The following is a 16,676-nucleotide window of genomic DNA, read 5'->3' as shown; positions in this document are numbered from 1 at the left end:
CTCTGCGAGGTTCGCGGCATCCGTTTGCGTGGACTTCGTCAGGCGGGCGGTGACCAGTGGGCGGCGGCGTAGTCGATCCGGTAGGCGGCATCCGTTTGCGTGGCGAGCAACGGCGTATTCTCGGCGCGATAGTGCGGCAGCGCCTGGGCCTCATGCCCGATCGGCGGATGCCCACCGGCGCGAATGACCCGCCACCAGGCGACGTCGGAACCGTAGCGGACCATTACCTGCCCGACGGCGCGGGCCGCGAGGGAACCGAGCTGCGCGGCCACGCCGCCGTAGGTCATCACGCGCCCCGGTGGGATCGATTCGACGACGCCGAGCACCCGGGACACGAAGTCGTCGGGCTCGTTCACCGGAACGATTAGAGCTTCAGGGAGCCGATGACCTCGCCGTACTGGGTTTCGCCGACATCGACGAAACCGAGTCGGTGGAAGAAGGCCTCGGGGCCGTCGGCGCCGGGCTCCCAGATGACGTTGACGTGGTCGAAACCACGGTCGCGGGCTTCGGCGGCCAGCGCTTCGGCGGCGAACTTGCCGACACCCTGCCCCTGCGTCTCGGCGTTGACGTTGATGCGCCAGATGCAGGCCCGAAACTCTTCGTGTTCGGAGGTGGGGTCGAAGTTGCCGTGGATGAAACCAGCGACGACGCCGTCGAGAAGTACCACGCGCTGCCACGACGTGGCCGGGTTGATCACCGACGCGGCGACCGAGTACGAGACCGGTGCGATGAATTGCTCCTGGCCCGGCTTGAGGCTCAGGTTGTTGGCCGCAACGATGTTACGTGCGGATAATTCTTCCAGCGTCAGCTCACCCATGTCTTCAGGCTAACGTGCGCCCGAGGTCGCCGGTAGTCGAGTACCGCTTCGACACCCGCAATTCACGTGGGAATTTATCTCGATGTCAAGACAGTTGCGGGCTTCTAGTAAGCTTGACGATGGTCGTGACGGCCACACTGAGTAAAGAGGAGAAATTTTTGTCGAAGATCAAGGTTGAAGGAACAGTTGTCGAGCTCGATGGCGACGAGATGACTCGCATCATCTGGCACGCCATCAAGGAAACGCTCATTCACCCGTACCTCGATATTGACCTCGAGTACTACGACCTCTCGATTCAGAAGCGCGACGAAACCAACGACCAGGTCACGATCGACGCCGCCCATGCCATCCAGAAGCACGGCGTCGGCGTGAAGTGCGCGACCATCACGCCCGACGAAGCTCGGGTGGAAGAGTTCGGCCTCAAGAAGATGTGGCTCTCGCCGAACGGCACCATTCGCAACATCCTCGGCGGCACCATCTTTCGCGAGCCGATCGTCATCTCCAACATCCCGCGCCTGGTTCCGGGCTGGAACAAGCCGATCATCATCAGCCGCCACGCCTACGGCGACCAGTACAAGGCCACCAACTTTCGGTTCAAGGGCAAGGGCACGCTCAGCATGACCTTCACCCCGCAGGACGGCAGCGAGCCCTCGACGTTCGAGGTGTTCGAAGCTCCCGGCGACGGCGTGGCCATGGGCATGTACAACCTCGACTCGTCGATCACCGACTTCGCCCGCGCTACCCTGGCCTACGGCCTCGAGCGTAACGTGCCCGTCTTCCTCTCGACCAAGAACACCATCCTCAAGGCCTACGACGGTCGGTTCAAGGACATCTTTCAGGACATCTTCGACGCCGAGTTCAAGACCGCCTACGAGGCGGCTGGCCTCAGCTACGAGCACCGCCTCATCGACGACATGGTCGCTTCGGCCATGAAGTGGGAGGGCGGCTACCTCTGGGCCTGCAAGAACTATGACGGCGACGTTCAGTCCGACACCGTCGCCCAGGGCTTCGGCTCGCTCGGCCTCATGACCAGCGTGCTCTCCACCCCCGACGGCAAGATTGTCGAAGCTGAGGCCGCCCACGGTACCGTGACGCGTCACTATCGCCAGCATCAGCTCGGCAAGCCCACCTCGACCAACCCGATCGCGTCGATCTACGCCTGGACCCGCGGCCTGTCACACCGCGCGAAGCTTGACAACAACCCGGCCCTGGCGGAGTTCGCGCTGACCCTCGAAGACGTCGTCATCAAGACCGTGGAAAGCGGCAAGATGACCAAGGACCTCGCGCTGCTGGTCGGCCCCGACCAGGGCTACCAGACCACCGAAGAGTTCCTCGCCTCGCTCGCCGAGAACCTGCAGACCCGCCTGGCATAACCCGCACCAGCCGTACCACGAAGGCCCCGACCGCACCTGGTCGGGGCCTTCGCGCGTTCATGAGCGGATGCCGGTGCGGCTCGGCGTGCACCCGCCCGGGCGAGCCTGCGCTCGAGGCCGACTGGCGACCGGGGCGCGCAGGGACCAGACTCAGTCCATGACCCGCATCCCGGCCTTCGCCCTGAGGTATCCCGTTGTTTCAACGACGATCGTCGTCGGGGTGCTCGGCCTGGCCCTGGTGGCCGTCGATGCGGCATCGATGGTGCGATGGCTGTTCAGCGGTTACGGGCTCGTCGTGGCCCTGATCGAATTCGTCGGGATGCTGCGTCGGCTGCGCCGCGGCAGCCTGGGCATCGACCTACTCGCGATCATCGCGATCGTGGCGACTGTTCTCGTCGGCGAATACGTGGCGACCCTGCTCATCGTGCTCATGCTCGCCGGCGGGGCGGCCCTCGAAGACTTCGCCGCCGGACGTGCAGCGCGGGAACTCGACGCGCTGCTGAAACGTGCCCCCCAGATTGCGCATCGGCTCGACCCCGACTCGGGTGAGGCCACGGATGTGGCCGCCACCGAGGTGCGCGTGGGGGATCTGCTGCTCGTGCGTCCCTCCGAGATCGTGCCCGTCGACGGGCAGTTGCACAGTGACAGCGCCGCGTTCGACGAATCCTCGCTCACCGGCGAGAGCCTTCCGGTGGAACGAGCAGTCGGTGACGGGGTGCTCAGCGGTTCGATCAACGGGCAGGTCGCCGCGACGATCGTCGCGACGGCGACCGCCGCGAACAGCCAGTACCAGCAGATCATCGCCCTGGTGGACGAAGCGTCGAAAAGCAAAGCCCCGGTGGTGCGCCTCGCCGACCGCTACGCCGTGCCGTTCACCGTCGGCTCGCTCGCCCTCGCCGGCTTGGCCTGGGCGCTCTCCGGCGACCCGGTGCGGTTCGCCGAGGTGCTCGTGGTGGCGACACCGTGCCCGCTGCTGCTGGCCGCCCCGGTCGCGTTCATGGGCGGAATGAGTCGCGCCGCCCGCAACGGCATCATCGTGAAGGGCGCGGGCGTGCTCGAAGCGCTGTCCCGGGCCAGGACGGTCGTCTTCGACAAAACCGGAACGCTCACTTACGGTACGCCGGCGATCACCGAGGTGCGCCCCGAAGCCGGCTTCACCGCCGACGAACTGCTGACCCTCGCGGCGTCAGCCGAGCAGTATTCCAGTCACGTGCTGGCGGCATCCGTCATTGGGGCCGCCCACGAGCGCGGCCTGACGCTGCACACGGCGGACTCGGCGAGCGAGGCCGCGACCTTCGGCGTCGAGGCCCGGTTCGGAGACGGCACGGTACGGGTCGGTAAGCTCACCTTCATCACCGACGAAGCAGCTGATGCCACGGCCACCCACCTCGCCGGCGGCGAGCTGGCCATGTACGTCGCCGTGGACGGGCGGTTCGCGGGCAGTATCGTGGCGAGCGATCGGGTGCGCGCCAACGCCCGCCAGAGCGTCGCCGATCTCGCCCGGCTGGGGGTGCGGGAGAATCTCATGCTCACCGGCGACGCGCGCGCCACCGCCCAGCACGTGGCCGGCCAGGTCGGCATCGTGCACGTGCGGGCAGACTGCCTGCCGAGCGACAAGGTCGAGGCGGTGCGAGCGCTCACCCGGCGGCCGGTGATCATGGTCGGTGACGGGGTCAACGACGCTCCCGTGCTGGCCGTCGCCGACGTGGGCATCGCAATGGGAGCGAAGGGGGCGACGGCCGCAAGCGAATCGGCCGACGCGGTCATTCTGCTCGACGATATCTCCCGCGTCGTCAGTGCCGTGCGCATCGGGAAAGACACCGTACGGGTGGCTCTGCACAGCATTTGGCTCGGCATCATGCTGAGTGTCGTGCTGATGGTCGTGGCCGCATTCGGCCTGATTCCGGCAACCGCGGGGGCGATCAGCCAGGAGGTCGTGGACCTCGTNGCATTCGGCCTGATTCCGGCAACCGCGGGGGCGATCAGCCAGGAGGTCGTGGACCTCGTGACAATTCTGAATGCGCTGCGGGCGATCGGGGGCCGGCGGGACCGGGCGGCGGCACGGCGGGCGCCGGTCTCCGCGCCGCCGACCCCGGCCGCATCGGCGGCGGCGGTCGCCCCCTGACGGTGCGGTAGCCGGGCCGGGAGGTGGGCGCGCGCCGCGGCATCCGTTTTCAGAGTGGATACTGCCGCGCGCGTTTGCGCGTGACCGCCCGCGGACCACGACGTTGGTACCTGCGGAATGCCCCTATCCGGGGGGCGGCGAGCGCGCTACGGTCACGAGCGGACTGTCCCGCGCATCGGGGCAGCGAAGCGTTCCCGTTCAGGAACGAGACCACCTCGCACCCTTATCGGATTGGACACCACGTGAGTTCCTTCTTCAGGCGCACGATGTCGGCGCCGGATTCAGCGCTGAACCCGGCGCCGACATCCCGTACGCGCCGCCGCGCCACAATCGCGGCCACCGTCACCCTCGCCCTGGTGGGCGCTTCTGTACTGGTCGGCGGAACCGTTCCCGCCGGCGCACTGACACCGCAGGCTGCCTCTGCCGCTGCGACCGGCCTGGCCGGCGGTATCAGCGCGCCCGGCGGCACCCGCATGGACTTCACCGCCGGCCGCTACATCGTGACCCTCAGTGACGAGGCTGTTGCGCTGTATCAGGGCGGAATCAACGGTTTCTCGGCGACGATGCCGGGCGCCGGAGCCAAGCTGGACGCCCAAAGCCGCTCGGCCGAGACCTACACGGACTACCTCACCCGGGTGCACCAGGAGGTGGCAGCATCCGTCGATGCGACCGTGGGGTATTCTTACACGCTCGCCGTCAACGGGTTCGCCGCGCAGCTGACCGCGAAACAGGCTGCTGCGCTCGCCGTGAAGAAGAATGTGGTGTCGGTCGTCCCCGACGCCCTCCGCCACGTGACAGCCGAGTCGTCGACCGACTATCTGCGGCTGAGCGGGCCGACCGGACTGTGGTCCAAGTTGGGCGGAGCGAGCGGGGCGGGAAAGGGCGTGGTGATCGGCGTTCTGGACACCGGTATCGCCCCGGAGAACGCATCTTTTGCCGGCTCCGCTCTTGGCACGACGCCGGGCGACGAGCCGTGGCTCGATGGTGACACGATCACCATGAACAAGGCCGACGGAACGACTTTCACGGGAACGTGCCAGACCGGAGAACAGTTCAGAGCCGATGCCTGCAGCACCAAGGTGATCGGAGCTCGATACTTTCTCGACGGGTTCGGCGCCGACCAGATCGGTGACGCGTCCACCGGGGAATATGTCTCCCCACGCGACGGTGACGGCCATGGTTCGCACACCGCGAGCACCGCCGGCGGCAACGTCGACGTTGCCGCGAACGTGAACGGCGTCGACTTCGGCGTCATTTCGGGTGTCGCTCCGGCCGCTAAAATCGCCGCCTACAAGGTGTGTTGGTCCGGCCCCGACAATTCGGTCACGACCGATGACGGCTGCACGGACACCGATATTCTGCGAGCCATCGACCAGGCCATCTCCGATGGCGTCGACGTGATCAACTACTCGATCGGCGGCGGCCCGGCCCAGACCACGTTCTCACCGACCGACCAGGCCTTCCTCGGCGCGGCGGCAGCCGGCATCTTCGTGGCCGCTTCGGCCGGCAATGCCGGACCCGAGGAGTCAACTCTCGACAACGCGTCACCGTGGATCACGACGGTCGCGGCGACGACCATCCCGTCGTATGAGGCGACGGCCACCCTGGGCGACGGCTCGCAGTACGCCGGTGCCTCGATCACGGTCGACCGCACGCCGGGAACGACCCCGCTCTCCGATGATCTGGTGCGAGCCGACCTCGTCTCGGTTGACGGCTTCGACCCGGCCGACGCGCTGCTGTGCGCACCGGATTCACTCGACCCGGCCAAGGTAGCTGGCGGCATCGTCTTTTGCCAGCGCGGTGTCTACGACCGGGTAGCCAAGTCGGCCGAGGTTCTGCGGGCGGGAGGCAACGGAATGCTGCTGGTCAACCGCACACCGGCCGACGTCGACACCGACGAACACTCGGTGCCGAGCATCCACCTCGACGCTCCCGCCTTCGACCCGGTCTTCGCCTACGCGGCAACGGATGGCGCGACGGTCACGTTCACGCCAGACAACACCACCGCCGAGCAGACTCCGGTGCCCCAGGTGGCCGGGTTCTCCTCCCGCGGGCCGGTGACCGCCGACGGCGGCGACCTGCTCAAGCCCGATATCGCCGCCCCGGGTGTCAGTATTTTGGCCGACGGCCCGAATGCGCAAGGCGCCGACCCGACGTTCGAATTTCTGTCGGGTACCTCCATGGCCAGCCCGCACATCGCCGGGCTTGCCGCGCTGATTCTGGGCTTCCGGCCGCTCGCGACCCCGTCCGAGATTAAATCGGTCATGATGACGACCGCGAAAGACACGGTCGACGCCAATGGTGACCGGGTGACCGACCCGTTCGCACAGGGGGCCGGGCAGGTCAATCCCTCGTCCTTCGACTATCCGGGACTGGTTTACCAGAGCGGCCCCGTCGACTGGCTGGCCTACCTGCAGGGAATCGGGTTCGATGCCGGCGTGGAGCCGATCGACGCGAGCAACCTCAACCTGCCGTCGATTCAGATCGGAGCCCTGACCGCGCCTGAGACGATCACCCGCACGGTCACCGCCGTTCGGGAGGGTACCTACACCGCCACCCCGATCGAGATTCCCGGCATCGACGCCGTCGTCTCCCCGGCCGAGATGACGTTCGCTGCGGTCGGCGAGCAGCAGAGTTACACGGTGACCTTCACCCGAACGGATGCCCCGCTCGACGTCTACGCGACCGGCTCGCTGGACTGGGGCTTCGGCAACGGCGGTTCGGGTGACCCCGGTGACTTCTTCGACGTGGTGCACAGCCCGATCGCCGTTCGTCCGGTCACCGTCGTCGCCCCGACCGAGGTGGACGGCGCCGGCGTGGACGGCACGGTCGATGTGACCGTAGCGCCCGGTGGCTCGGAGCCGGTGGCGCTGAACCTCAGCGGCCTCGCCAACGGGGTGCACCAGAACAACGCCGACGACCCGCTCGACCCGCGCACCGGTGCGGGTACGACCGGCGATCAGTTCGCCTACGAGGTCGAGATCCAGGGAGGCCGGCTGGCCCGGTTCGACCTGGACGCCGTCGATGATTCAACCGACCTCGACCTGTTCGTGTTCCTCCTTGACGGCGCCGGTGGTGACCCGGTTGCCGGCTGGCAGTCGGCCACCGGTTCAGCCGACGAGCGCGTCGACCTTTCCGACCCCGAGGCCGGTTTCTATCAGGTTGTCGTGGACGTGTTCAACGGTACGACCGCGTTCGACGTGAACACCTTCTCGGTTGCGTCGGGGGAGCCCACGAATGGATTCACGGCGACTCCGCCGGCGATTCAGGGGCCGCAGGGCGTTCCGATCACCTACACGCTGAGCTGGGCGGGCCTCCTGCCGAACACGCCGTACCTCGGTGTGGTCGACTACGGCGACAGTGCCGCGTCGACGATTCTCGCCATCGCCGCGAGCGAAGGCGGCGAAACGGATGCCCCGGTGAACACGGTGGCACCCAGCATCTCCGGCATCCCGGAGATCGGGTCGCTGCTGACGGCTGATCCCGGCCAGTGGAACACCGATGGCCTCGCCTTCGGCTACCAGTGGCAGAGCGACAGCGTCGACATTTCCGGTGCCACCTCGGCAAACTTCACGCCGACCAGGGCGCTCGCCGGAACCACGCTGACCGTGGTGGTGACCGCCACGGCAACAGGCGGGCCGAGTGCCACGGCGACGTCGGCTGGGCTCAGGGTGAAGTACCCCGCGAGGGTAGTGGTGAATCTCAACCATCGGGTCGTTCTCTCCTCCAGCCGGGTCACCGTGTCCGTCACCGTGACCAGCAAGGGTGAAGTCGGCGACTCGGCCACCGTGACCGTCGACAAGCGCAGCTTCAGGGTGGCGCTCGATGCGAACGGGCACGGCAGTGTGACACTGCCCAAGCTCGGTCGTGGCCTGTACAAGGTGGTCGGGCACTACGGCGGGAACGACGCGGTCGCGGCCGCGAACAGCGCCGCGCGGGCGCTGCTGATCGTGCGGTAGCCCCGCGCGCTCAGCCTGAACCCGGGCCCCGTCTCTCTCGGGACGGGGCCCGGGCCCCGTCCCCGGGCCCAGCTTAGAAACTGGGCCCATGGTCATAAGGTGGGCCCAGGGCGAACCCGGCGCCCAGCGCGGCAGCTTAGGCTGGAGGGATGCGAGTGGCGGGATGGATGCGGGGGCGACCCTGGGCATCCGCTGTACCCGAACTGAGCCCAGCTAGCCCGAAGCCCCGACTGAATCGCGACGTGATCGTGCTGGGCGTCATCGCGTTCTTCGTGATGGTGGGGTTCGGTGTCGTCGTTCCGGTGTTGCCGGTGTACGTGCAGAGCTTTGGGGTGGGCAACCTCGAGGTCGGGGCGGTCGTCTCGGCGTTCGCCCTCATGCGCTTCGTGTTCAGCCCCGCCTGCGGACGCCTGATCGACTGGGCCGGGGAACGCACCGTGCTTGCCGTCGGTATCGGCATCGTGGCGCTCTCCAGCGGGCTGGTTGGCGCCGCCGACAGCTACCTGCACCTGTTGCTGCTGCGCGGCGCGGGCGGCATCGGCTCGGCCATGTTCTCGGTTTCGGCGATGACGCTGCTGCTGCGCACGGCCGAGCCGGGCCGTCGGGCGCGCGCGATCGGCTTCTACCAGGGCGGGTTTCTGATCGGCGGCATGGCCGGGCCGGCCATCGGCAGCCTGCTCGCCACGATCTCCCTCACCGCTCCGTTCTTCTTCTATGCCGGCACCCTGACGGTGGCCGGCCTGGTCGGGCTGTTCCTGCTGCGTTCGGGCGGGCGGGGCAGCGCGCTGGCCGGCGCTGACGCATCCGCTGTGCGTACGCCGTTTCGCACCGTGCTGCGCGACGAGCGTTTTCGCGCAGCCTGCCTGGCCAACTTCGCCCAGGGCTGGACCTCCCTCGGCGTGCGCACGACACTCATTCCGCTGTTCGTGGTCGTGGTGCTCGGCGGCACGAGCTCGTGGACCGGCATCGCCCTCGCCGCGGCGGCAGTGGCGCAGGCGCTTGCACTGGCGCCGGCCGCCCGGTTCGTCGATACCGTCGGGCGTAAACCGGCCATCATCGGGGCTTTCGCCGTGGCCGGGCTCACCATCGTGGCCATCTCCTTCGCGCCGAACATTTGGGTGCTCGGCGGCCTGCTCTGCGTCTACGGGGTCGCCGCCGCGTTCATGGGCACCGCTCCGGCCGCCGCGGTGGGCGATGCCGCCGGTGCCCGCGGGGGCCGCCCGGTGTCGGTGTTCTCGATGTGCGCGGATGCCGGTGCCATCGTCGGTCCGCTGGTGGCCGGCCTGCTCGTTGACACCTTCTCGTTCTCGGCCGGGTTCGCCGTCGGCGGGGTGTTTCTGCTCGTTGCGGCCGCCTACGCACTGCGGATGCCGTCGGAGCGGCGCGTCGGCGCCTGAGCCGGGCCGGCCGCGCAGGTGTGGCCGCGCTCGCGTGGCTAATTCAGGAAAGATCGGCGGTGCCCACTGAACTTCCGCATGATGACGGGACCTCGCCGGGCATCTGGGGCCGATTTCCTGAATTAGCCACGTGGGAACGCTCTGGCGTGGCAAGAATGGGGAATGAAATCCTAGATACATGCGTTTGCATAAATATCGAACGATTGATTCGCTAAGGAGAAGACCTCATGACCGTGAAGACCAGCGGACTGCACCACGTCACCGCCATTGCGGGCGCCCCGCAACGCAACATCGACTTCTACGTGACCGGCCTCGGCTTGCGCCTGGTCAAGAGAACCGTCAATTTCGACGACCCGGGCACCTACCACCTCTACTACGGTGACGATTCCGGCCGCCCAGGCTCGCTCCTCACCTTCTTTCCGTGGACCGGAATTCGCAGCGGACGCATCGGCGCCGGCCAGTCGACGACCACCGCGTTCTCGGTTCCGGCCGGCAGCCTCGGCTGGTGGAAGGACCACTTTGCCACAATCGGCGTGGAATCAGCGATCACCGGCCGCTCCTCGCACGAGGAACGCCTCTCGCTGCGCGACCCCGATGGGCTGCAGATCGATCTCGTGGCGTCGTCGACGGTGGATCCGCGCAATCCCTGGGATTCCGCATCCGTTCCCGCCGAGTTCGCGGTGCGCGGGCATCACTCCTCGGTGCTCTCCGTGCGTGACCCGGCGACGACCGTGCAGGTGCTCACCGCCGATCTCGGCATGCACGTCATCTCCGAAACTGACGGTCGCATTCGCGTCGGTGCCGGCGATGGTGCCGCCGGCAACCTCGTGGACGTGCTCGCCGATCCCACCGGCGAACAGGGACTGACCGCCGGCGGCTCGGTGCATCACGTAGCGTTCCGGGTGCCCGACCGTGCCACCCAGCAAGTCTGGCGTGAGCAGCTCGTTGACCGCGGTTACGGTGTGACGGCCATCCTCGACCGCGACTATTTCACCTCGATCTACTTTCGTGAACCCGGCGGTGTGCTGTTCGAAATCGCCACCGACACCCCCGGATTCGACATCGACGAGCCGCTGCTCGAACTCGGCCGGTCGCTCAAGCTTCCGCCGTGGCTCGAGCCCAGCCGCGAGGCCATCGAGAATTCGGTCGTGCCGCTGAGCGTGCCCGCCGAGAACAACCCTGGTTTGGCGGATGCCGCGGCGCCGGTCGCCGCTGCCGCCTCGGTCACCGAATGAGCGCCGCGCAGGCCGAATGGCCGCACCTGTTTCGGCCCGGTTCCGTCGACGCGCCCGTGCTGCTCATGCTGCACGGAACCGGAGGCGACGAGCAGCAGATCAGCGGACTGGCCGCTGCGCTCGACCCCAGAGCCGCCGTGCTCGCCCCGCGCGGACGGGTAGTCGAAAACGGCATGAATCGTTGGTTCCGACGCCTGTCGGAGGGGGTTTTCGATACCGACGACGTGGCTCGCCGGGCCGACGACCTCGCCGGATTCCTGGTCTGGGCGCGTGAGTACTACGAGTTGGGCGATCGCCCGCTGGTCGCCGTCGGATTCTCAAACGGCGCCAACATCGCCCTCGCCCTGGCGCTGCTGCGCCCCGAGATGGTGCCACGCGTGATCGCGTTCTCCGGAATGCATCCGCTCGACGGTCTGCCGGTGGGAGGCGCGGGCGCGCGGGTCACGACGAGCGGCCTGGCGGCATCCGTTCTGCTGCTGCTGAACGGTGACAGTGACCCGATGGCGCCGCTGTCGAGTGTGCACCGGCTCGTCAGCTTGCTCGAAGCGCGCGGTGCGACGGTGGAGCAGGTGTTGCGGCCCGGTGGGCACGGCATCGCCGACTCCGATGTCGCCGCCGCCCTGAGGTGGTTGGCCTAGCGGAGCTCTTTGCGCCCCGAGATGACGCCGCTGACCGTGGCGACGACGGCGAAGATCACGGTGATGATGGGAAAGCCAAGGTCCCACCAGGCGATCGCGGCCGAGCCGAAGATGGCGATCTCGATGAAGGCCTTACCGAACGCGTCGAGGCGGAAAACGGCCTTCGGCGACCGGAACAGTGCCCAGATCAGAATGGCGAAGGCGGGGGTGGCCAAGCCGACCAGCACGCCGGGCCAGGGGAGCGGCCAGGCGAGGAAGCCCCAGATTCCAAGGCTGATGAAAGCGAAGAGTTCGAGCACGAACCGGAGCATGTCGTTGGGGCCGATTTTCGGCAGTTCGCGCGTATCTGTCACCCGTCAATCTTAGCGAGGCGTCGCACCCCTGCTTTCCGGGCTGACGTTCCTTGCCGCACTGCGGACGGGGCCCAGGCCCGGGCCCCGGGCCCAGTTTATAAGCTGGGCCCACGGACGGGGCCTGGGCCCCGTCCGACTATTTGAAGATGATCGTGCGGGCCCCGTCGAGCAGCACCCGGTTCTCGGCGAACCACTTCACCGCCTGGGTGAGTGTGCGACTCTCCTCGTCCTGCCCGATCGACACGAGCTCCGCCGGGGTGCGCGAGTGGTCGACCCGCACCACGTTCTGCTCAATGATGGGCCCCTCGTCGAGGTTGCTGGTCACGAAGTGCGCCGTCGCCCCGATGAGCTTCACGCCGCGCGCGTGCGCCTGGCGGTAGGGGTTGGCGCCCTTGAACCCCGGCAGGAACGAATGGTGAATGTTGATCGCTCGCCCGTTCAGTTTCGCGCAGAGTTCGGGCGACAGAATCTGCATATAGCGGGCGAGCACGACCAATTCAATGTCGAGCTCGTCGACCGCCTCGAGCACGCGGGCCTCGAAGTCGGCCTTGCTGGCGGCATCCGTTATGGGCAGCGATTCGAACGGCACCCCGTAGAACCCCACGAGGTCGCGCAGCGTGCCGTGGTTGCTCAGCACGAGCGGAATCTCCACCGGAATCTGTCCGCCGCGCTGCCGGAACAGCAGGTCGTTCACGCAGTGTCCGGCCGACGAGGCGAGCACGAGCGTGCGCAACGGACGCCCGACGACGTCGATGATCGACGCCATCGCGTAGCGCTCGATTACTGGCGCGAGCGCGGCCTCGAGCTCGGGCCGGGTGGCGGGCGACTGCACCTGCAGTCGCATGAAGAAGCGTCCGGTGTCGTCGCTGGAGAACTGCTGGCTCTCCGAGATGTTGCCGTGCGCCTGCACGATCGCACCGCTGACGGCGTGCACGATGCCGGGCTGGTCGGCACAGACCAGCGTGATTACCCAGTGATGCGGGGTCGAAGAAGTCATTGGCTCAGAATACCCGGCACGAGAGCGGATGCCGGGGTCCTCCCGGTTGCCGCATCACCCTGTTTGGGTAGACTACGTGTTGGTCGCACTGAACAAGTCGGCCCCGGGCGCGCACGTCGGCGCGTAGTCGTGCGGCTTCGATCTCGGTGTGAATGGTCCCACCGGTCGTCCCCGACTTACCAGCTTCGAATGCAGCCATGACCAACACCGCCAATATCTTTCTGCCGACCGGGTCTCTCCCGGCCGTGTCCGACGCGAAGAATGGATTCCCGACTCCGTTCCCCTGGGTCGGGCTGATCACCCTCTCCGCCGCCGTTTTTCTCTCGGTCACGAGCGAAATGCTGCCGACCGGCCTGCTCCCCGAAATGAGCCGCAGCCTGAATGTGGCGCAGTCCCAGATCGGGCTGCTGGTCTCCTGGTTCGCGTTCACGGTCGTGCTCACGAGCGCGCCGGTGGCCATCTGGACCCGCCGCTTTCCCCGGCACGGCCTGATTATCGTCGTGCTGGTCATTTTTGCCGTGAGCAATATTCTCACCGCGATCGCGCCGACCTACGAGCTCGTCGTCGCGGCGCGGGTGCTCGGCGGCGTCGCGCACGGGCTGTTCTGGTCGGTGGTCGGTGCTTATGCCGGGCATCTCGTGCCGAAAGCCCAGATCGGTCGCGCCGTCTCCATCACGGTCGCCGGCGGCACGCTCGCCTTCGTCTTCGGGGTGCCGCTCGGCACAGCGGGCGGGCACCTGCTCGGCTGGCGGCTCTCCTTCGTCGTGCTCGCCGGGCTGATGCTCGTCGGAGCGGTTCTGGTCTGGAAATTTCTGCCACCGGTGGCGCGGTATTCGACCGGCGCACCGGCATCCGCTGCCGCAGCCACGACGCGACCGCCGCGCGACGCGACAGTGCCGGCGGTCGTTCTGATCTGCATCATCACCGGCATCACCATGATCGGCCACTACAGTTTTTACACCTACATCACGCCCTTTCTGCTCGATGGGCTCGGCGTCGACCTGGGTCTTGTCGCCCCGCTGCTCTTCGTCTACGGCGTGGCCGGCGCGGTCGGACTGCTGCTGGTCGGAACGGTTTTCGGCACGCGCCCGAGCCTCGGCCTGATTCTGGGCCTGGCCATCAGCGCCCTGAGCGTGACCATCCTGGCGATGTTCACGGCGACCCTACCCATCGCGCTCGCCGCCTTCGTGCTCTGGGGGATGGCGTTCGGCACGCTCCCCCCGCTCCTGCAGACGCGGATGCTGCACGCCGCGTCACCCCGCATTCGCGACACCGCCTCCGCCTTCTACACCACCGCGTTCAACGCCGGAATCGGCGGCGGCGCCCTCCTCGGCGCGATGCTGATCGACAGCGTCGGGCTTGAAACGGTGCCGATTGTCTACGTTGGAGTGCTGGTCGTTGCGCTCGCGCTGGTGCTCGTCACCGACCGTATGACCCGCCGTCGGGCTGCCGCCTGACGGCTACGGTTTTCACTAGACACAGTCTGTCGGACTGCGCGGTGCGGTATAGTCCCCGTGATGGACGCGACGGGGGATCAGCGTCTCGTCGCTGCCGCTTCACGTGGTGACGAGCGGGCTTTCGGTGACCTTTACGACCTCTACGTCGAGGCGGTGTTCCTTCAAGCCGCTCACGAGCTCGGTAGTGAGGACGACGCTGAAGATGTGACCCAGGAAGTTTTCGCGATTGCGTGGCGAAAGCTCCCGAAGATTCGAATGGTGAACGGGTCGATTTTGCCGTGGCTGCTTATGACGTGTCGAAATGTGACCGCCAACAGACTGCGTTCCGCCAGCCGTCGGCCAGTCACCACGGATTTTGACGATCAAGGACCTAATGTTCTTGAAGCAGAGTTACTCGATGCACGTCTGGACTCGCGAATGCTGATGGACCGAGTTGAGGAGGAGGTGGTATCGATGCCGTTTTTGGATCAGCAGGTTTACCACGCCATCATCAGCCAAGGAGCCTCATACGACGAGACGTCTCGCGCCCTCGATATCTCGATACCTTCGGTGCGCAAACGATTGAATCGAGTGCGTTCGCGGCTGAAAGGCAAGTTGGGCGGCGCACGGTGAACGAGCCGCAGCTATCGCCCGAGCGCCGCGCGGCGATGCGCAAGCAGGTGTTGGAATATGTCGACCACCACAAGCGCAGACGCACGCGCCGTGCCCTGGCCGGCATCGGCGTGGTCGCGACCGTCTCGCTCGGCCTGGCGGTCGTGGTCCTTATCGCTACCCAGGGAAGTACCGGGCGAGTGGGTGTCGTGTTGCACGACGCCCAGCACGCACGCAGCGCACTCTGACGGTGCGGCGCAACACCGACATCGTCACCGGTCGCCGCGACGACGCGCTTGAGTGACGCTCAGCTCCCTGGCAGGCAGGCGTGAATACTGCGCCTTGGCCCGCGGTCCAGTCGCGATCCGCAACTCGCATTCCATCCCTATATGTCCGCTGCGAAACAATCGTTACCCCTCCTCCGAAGTGTTCATTATGTGTCTGCCAAAGTGCAGTTGACAGTTACCCAAATCTTCGGCGTGAGACAGATTTGGCCATGAGCCTGGCGGCCATACTGGCTAGCGGGGCGTAAACCGGTCAGTAAAGATCCGTGATTTCGTGCCCCGAGAGCGCCGACCGATCGCGGTCGGCGGGTGCCGAGGGGGAACTGATAATGATCACGCGGAACACGCCGCACAGCGCGATTCTGGAGTACAGCCAGATTCCACTGATAGCAGGCCTTCCCCCTCTTCACGGCTTCGACGCATGAGCGGCCCCAACATTCTTGAGGCGCTTGACGTCTCCGACGGCTCACGTCCCCAAGACGATAGCCCGCGGCAGCTAACCACGGTGCGTGGCCCGTCCGACACTGTTTTCCGCGTCGCGGCGCACGGTGGTGGCGTGCTGGTGCTGTCGATCATGACGCTCGTCGGGCTCTTCCTCGCGGTCAGGGGCGCGGAAGCGATTGCATCGGCCGGGCCGTCGTTCCTCACCGAGCAGGACTGGGAACCCAACTCCGGCCGTTTCGGCATTGCCGCTGTACTGTTTGGCACCGTGGCGATTGCGCTGATCGCGATCGTCGTCGCCCTGCCGCTCGCGGTCGGTACCGCGACGTATATTTCTGAGTACGCCCCGTTGGGGCTGAGGCCGCTGCTGGTGGGTATCGTCGATTTGATGGCCGCAATCCCCTCTGTGGTTTATGGCCTCTGGGGTATGTTCTGGCTCGAAGGGGCGATCCTGCCGGTCGCCCAATGGATTTCGACCTACTTCGGGTGGATTCCGATCTTCAACGTTCCCAACTTCAATCCAGGGGACCCCCTCGCGACACCGACGGTGTTCACCGCCAGCGCCTTCCTGGCTGGCTTAGTGGTAGCGATGATGGTCGCCCCGGTAGCCGCGTCGATCATGCGTGAGGTCTTCGCGCAGGCTCCGATCGGCGAGCGTGAGGGTGCTCTGGCTCTGGGGTCGACCAAGTGGGGGATGATCCGCTCGGTGGTTTACCCCTTCGGTATGGGCGGCATGATCGGTGGTGCCATGCTCGGCCTCGGTCGGGCGCTCGGGGAGACGATCGCGGTCTACCTTGTCATCTCGCCCGTCTTCGTCATCCAGCCGCACATTCTGCAGACCGGCAGCAACTCGATCTCCTCACTGATCGCATTGCGCTATGGGGAGGCGTCGCCGTTTGAGCTGTCTGCTCTGATGGCGGCCGGGCTGGTCTTGTTCCTCATCACGATGCTGGTCAACTTCGGTGCCGGCATCATCATCCAACGTTCCCGTTCCGGCGCGGCAAGCTGA

The 16,676-nt window shown here is 66.7% G+C and carries 14 protein-coding genes; 10 read left to right on the top strand and 4 right to left on the bottom strand.

Annotation, left to right across the window (positions count from 1 at the left end; genetic code table 11):
- Positions 1 to 38: 38 nt before the first annotated feature.
- Together E3O25_RS09750 and E3O25_RS09745 are read right to left on the bottom strand one after the other, a co-directional pair.
- On the bottom strand, positions 39 to 356 hold the full coding sequence (locus E3O25_RS09750) for an MGMT family protein (RefSeq protein ID WP_370448753.1): 318 nt from the start codon (positions 354 to 356) through the stop codon (positions 39 to 41).
- Between the two features lie 8 nt (positions 357 to 364).
- Complete coding sequence (locus E3O25_RS09745; RefSeq protein ID WP_092107393.1) at positions 365 to 817, bottom strand: GNAT family N-acetyltransferase; 453 nt, start codon at positions 815 to 817, stop codon at positions 365 to 367.
- A 158-nt stretch (positions 818 to 975) separates the two neighbouring features.
- Here E3O25_RS09745 and E3O25_RS09740 point away from each other — a divergent pair, with 158 nt between their 5' ends.
- From E3O25_RS09740 to E3O25_RS09715, 6 genes are all read left to right on the top strand, one after another.
- Positions 976 to 2,190 carry an NADP-dependent isocitrate dehydrogenase gene (locus E3O25_RS09740; RefSeq protein ID WP_092107621.1) on the top strand — a complete coding sequence of 405 codons (1,215 nt, stop codon included), beginning with the start codon at positions 976 to 978 and terminating at the stop codon, positions 2,188 to 2,190.
- Between the two features lie 157 nt (positions 2,191 to 2,347).
- Entirely contained in the window at positions 2,348 to 4,315 is a 1,968-nt protein-coding gene (locus E3O25_RS09735) for a heavy metal translocating P-type ATPase (RefSeq protein WP_134361048.1), read from the top strand.
- A gap of 242 nt (positions 4,316 to 4,557) precedes the next feature.
- Entirely contained in the window at positions 4,558 to 8,274 is a 3,717-nt protein-coding gene (locus E3O25_RS09730; RefSeq protein WP_241988559.1) for a S8 family serine peptidase, read from the top strand.
- A gap of 149 nt (positions 8,275 to 8,423) precedes the next feature.
- Positions 8,424 to 9,671: an MFS transporter gene (locus E3O25_RS09725; RefSeq protein ID WP_241988558.1), complete on the top strand. Its 1,248-nt coding sequence runs from the start codon at positions 8,424 to 8,426 to the stop codon at positions 9,669 to 9,671.
- Between the two features lie 227 nt (positions 9,672 to 9,898).
- A complete protein-coding gene (locus E3O25_RS09720) occupies positions 9,899 to 10,906 on the top strand; it encodes a ring-cleaving dioxygenase (RefSeq protein ID WP_134361047.1) in 1,008 nt (335 codons plus the stop codon).
- The gene (locus E3O25_RS09715; RefSeq protein WP_134361046.1) at positions 10,903 to 11,544 is read left to right on the top strand and encodes an alpha/beta hydrolase; all 642 of its coding nucleotides are present in this window, start codon (positions 10,903 to 10,905) and stop codon (positions 11,542 to 11,544) included. Before E3O25_RS09720 ends, E3O25_RS09715 begins: the two co-directional genes overlap by 4 nt.
- Here the strand turns inward: E3O25_RS09715 and E3O25_RS09710 are convergent.
- On the bottom strand, positions 11,541 to 11,897 hold the full coding sequence (locus E3O25_RS09710; protein ID WP_241983945.1) for a YrdB family protein: 357 nt from the start codon (positions 11,895 to 11,897) through the stop codon (positions 11,541 to 11,543). The genes E3O25_RS09715 and E3O25_RS09710 overlap by 4 nt on opposite strands.
- Positions 11,898 to 12,033: 136 nt before the next feature.
- Positions 12,034 to 12,894, bottom strand: a complete 861-nt coding sequence (gene purU, locus E3O25_RS09705) for a formyltetrahydrofolate deformylase (RefSeq protein ID WP_092107405.1) — start codon at positions 12,892 to 12,894, stop codon at positions 12,034 to 12,036.
- 197 nt (positions 12,895 to 13,091) lie between these two features.
- On the opposite strand from purU, the gene E3O25_RS09700 reads away from it, so the two are divergent.
- The 4 genes from E3O25_RS09700 to pstC all read left to right on the top strand — a co-directional run bounded on the left by E3O25_RS09700 (position 13,092) and on the right by pstC (position 16,676).
- Entirely contained in the window at positions 13,092 to 14,351 is a 1,260-nt protein-coding gene (locus E3O25_RS09700; protein WP_092107408.1) for an MFS transporter, read from the top strand.
- A gap of 60 nt (positions 14,352 to 14,411) precedes the next feature.
- On the top strand, positions 14,412 to 14,963 hold the full coding sequence (locus E3O25_RS09695; RefSeq protein WP_134361045.1) for an RNA polymerase sigma factor: 552 nt from the start codon (positions 14,412 to 14,414) through the stop codon (positions 14,961 to 14,963).
- Entirely contained in the window at positions 14,960 to 15,190 is a 231-nt protein-coding gene (locus tag E3O25_RS09690; RefSeq protein WP_092107412.1) for a hypothetical protein, read from the top strand. The genes E3O25_RS09695 and E3O25_RS09690 overlap by 4 nt, the downstream gene beginning before the upstream one ends.
- A 457-nt stretch (positions 15,191 to 15,647) precedes the next feature.
- Entirely contained in the window at positions 15,648 to 16,676 is a 1,029-nt protein-coding gene (pstC, locus tag E3O25_RS09685; RefSeq protein WP_092107414.1) for a phosphate ABC transporter permease subunit PstC, read from the top strand.

It is taken from the genome of Cryobacterium sp. TMT1-3, from assembly GCF_004402315.1.
GTDB lineage: Bacteria > Actinomycetota > Actinomycetes > Actinomycetales > Microbacteriaceae > Cryobacterium > Cryobacterium luteum.
Note: the sequence above shows the minus strand (reverse complement) of the source record. Positions and strands in the feature narration are given on the sequence as shown.

Coding starts and splice junctions, on each gene's coding strand:
- E3O25_RS09745 (WP_092107393.1), bottom strand. CDS start 817: ATGGGTGAGCTGACGCTGGAAGAATTATCCGCACGTAACATCGTTGCG.
- E3O25_RS09725 (WP_241988558.1), top strand. CDS start 8,424: ATGCGAGTGGCGGGATGGATGCGGGGGCGACCCTGGGCATCCGCTGTA.
- E3O25_RS09720 (WP_134361047.1), top strand. CDS start 9,899: ATGACCGTGAAGACCAGCGGACTGCACCACGTCACCGCCATTGCGGGC.
- E3O25_RS09715 (WP_134361046.1), top strand. CDS start 10,903: ATGAGCGCCGCGCAGGCCGAATGGCCGCACCTGTTTCGGCCCGGTTCC.
- purU (WP_092107405.1), bottom strand. CDS start 12,894: ATGACTTCTTCGACCCCGCATCACTGGGTAATCACGCTGGTCTGTGCC.
- E3O25_RS09700 (WP_092107408.1), top strand. CDS start 13,092: ATGACCAACACCGCCAATATCTTTCTGCCGACCGGGTCTCTCCCGGCC.
- E3O25_RS09695 (WP_134361045.1), top strand. CDS start 14,412: ATGGACGCGACGGGGGATCAGCGTCTCGTCGCTGCCGCTTCACGTGGT.
- pstC (WP_092107414.1), top strand. CDS start 15,648: ATGAGCGGCCCCAACATTCTTGAGGCGCTTGACGTCTCCGACGGCTCA.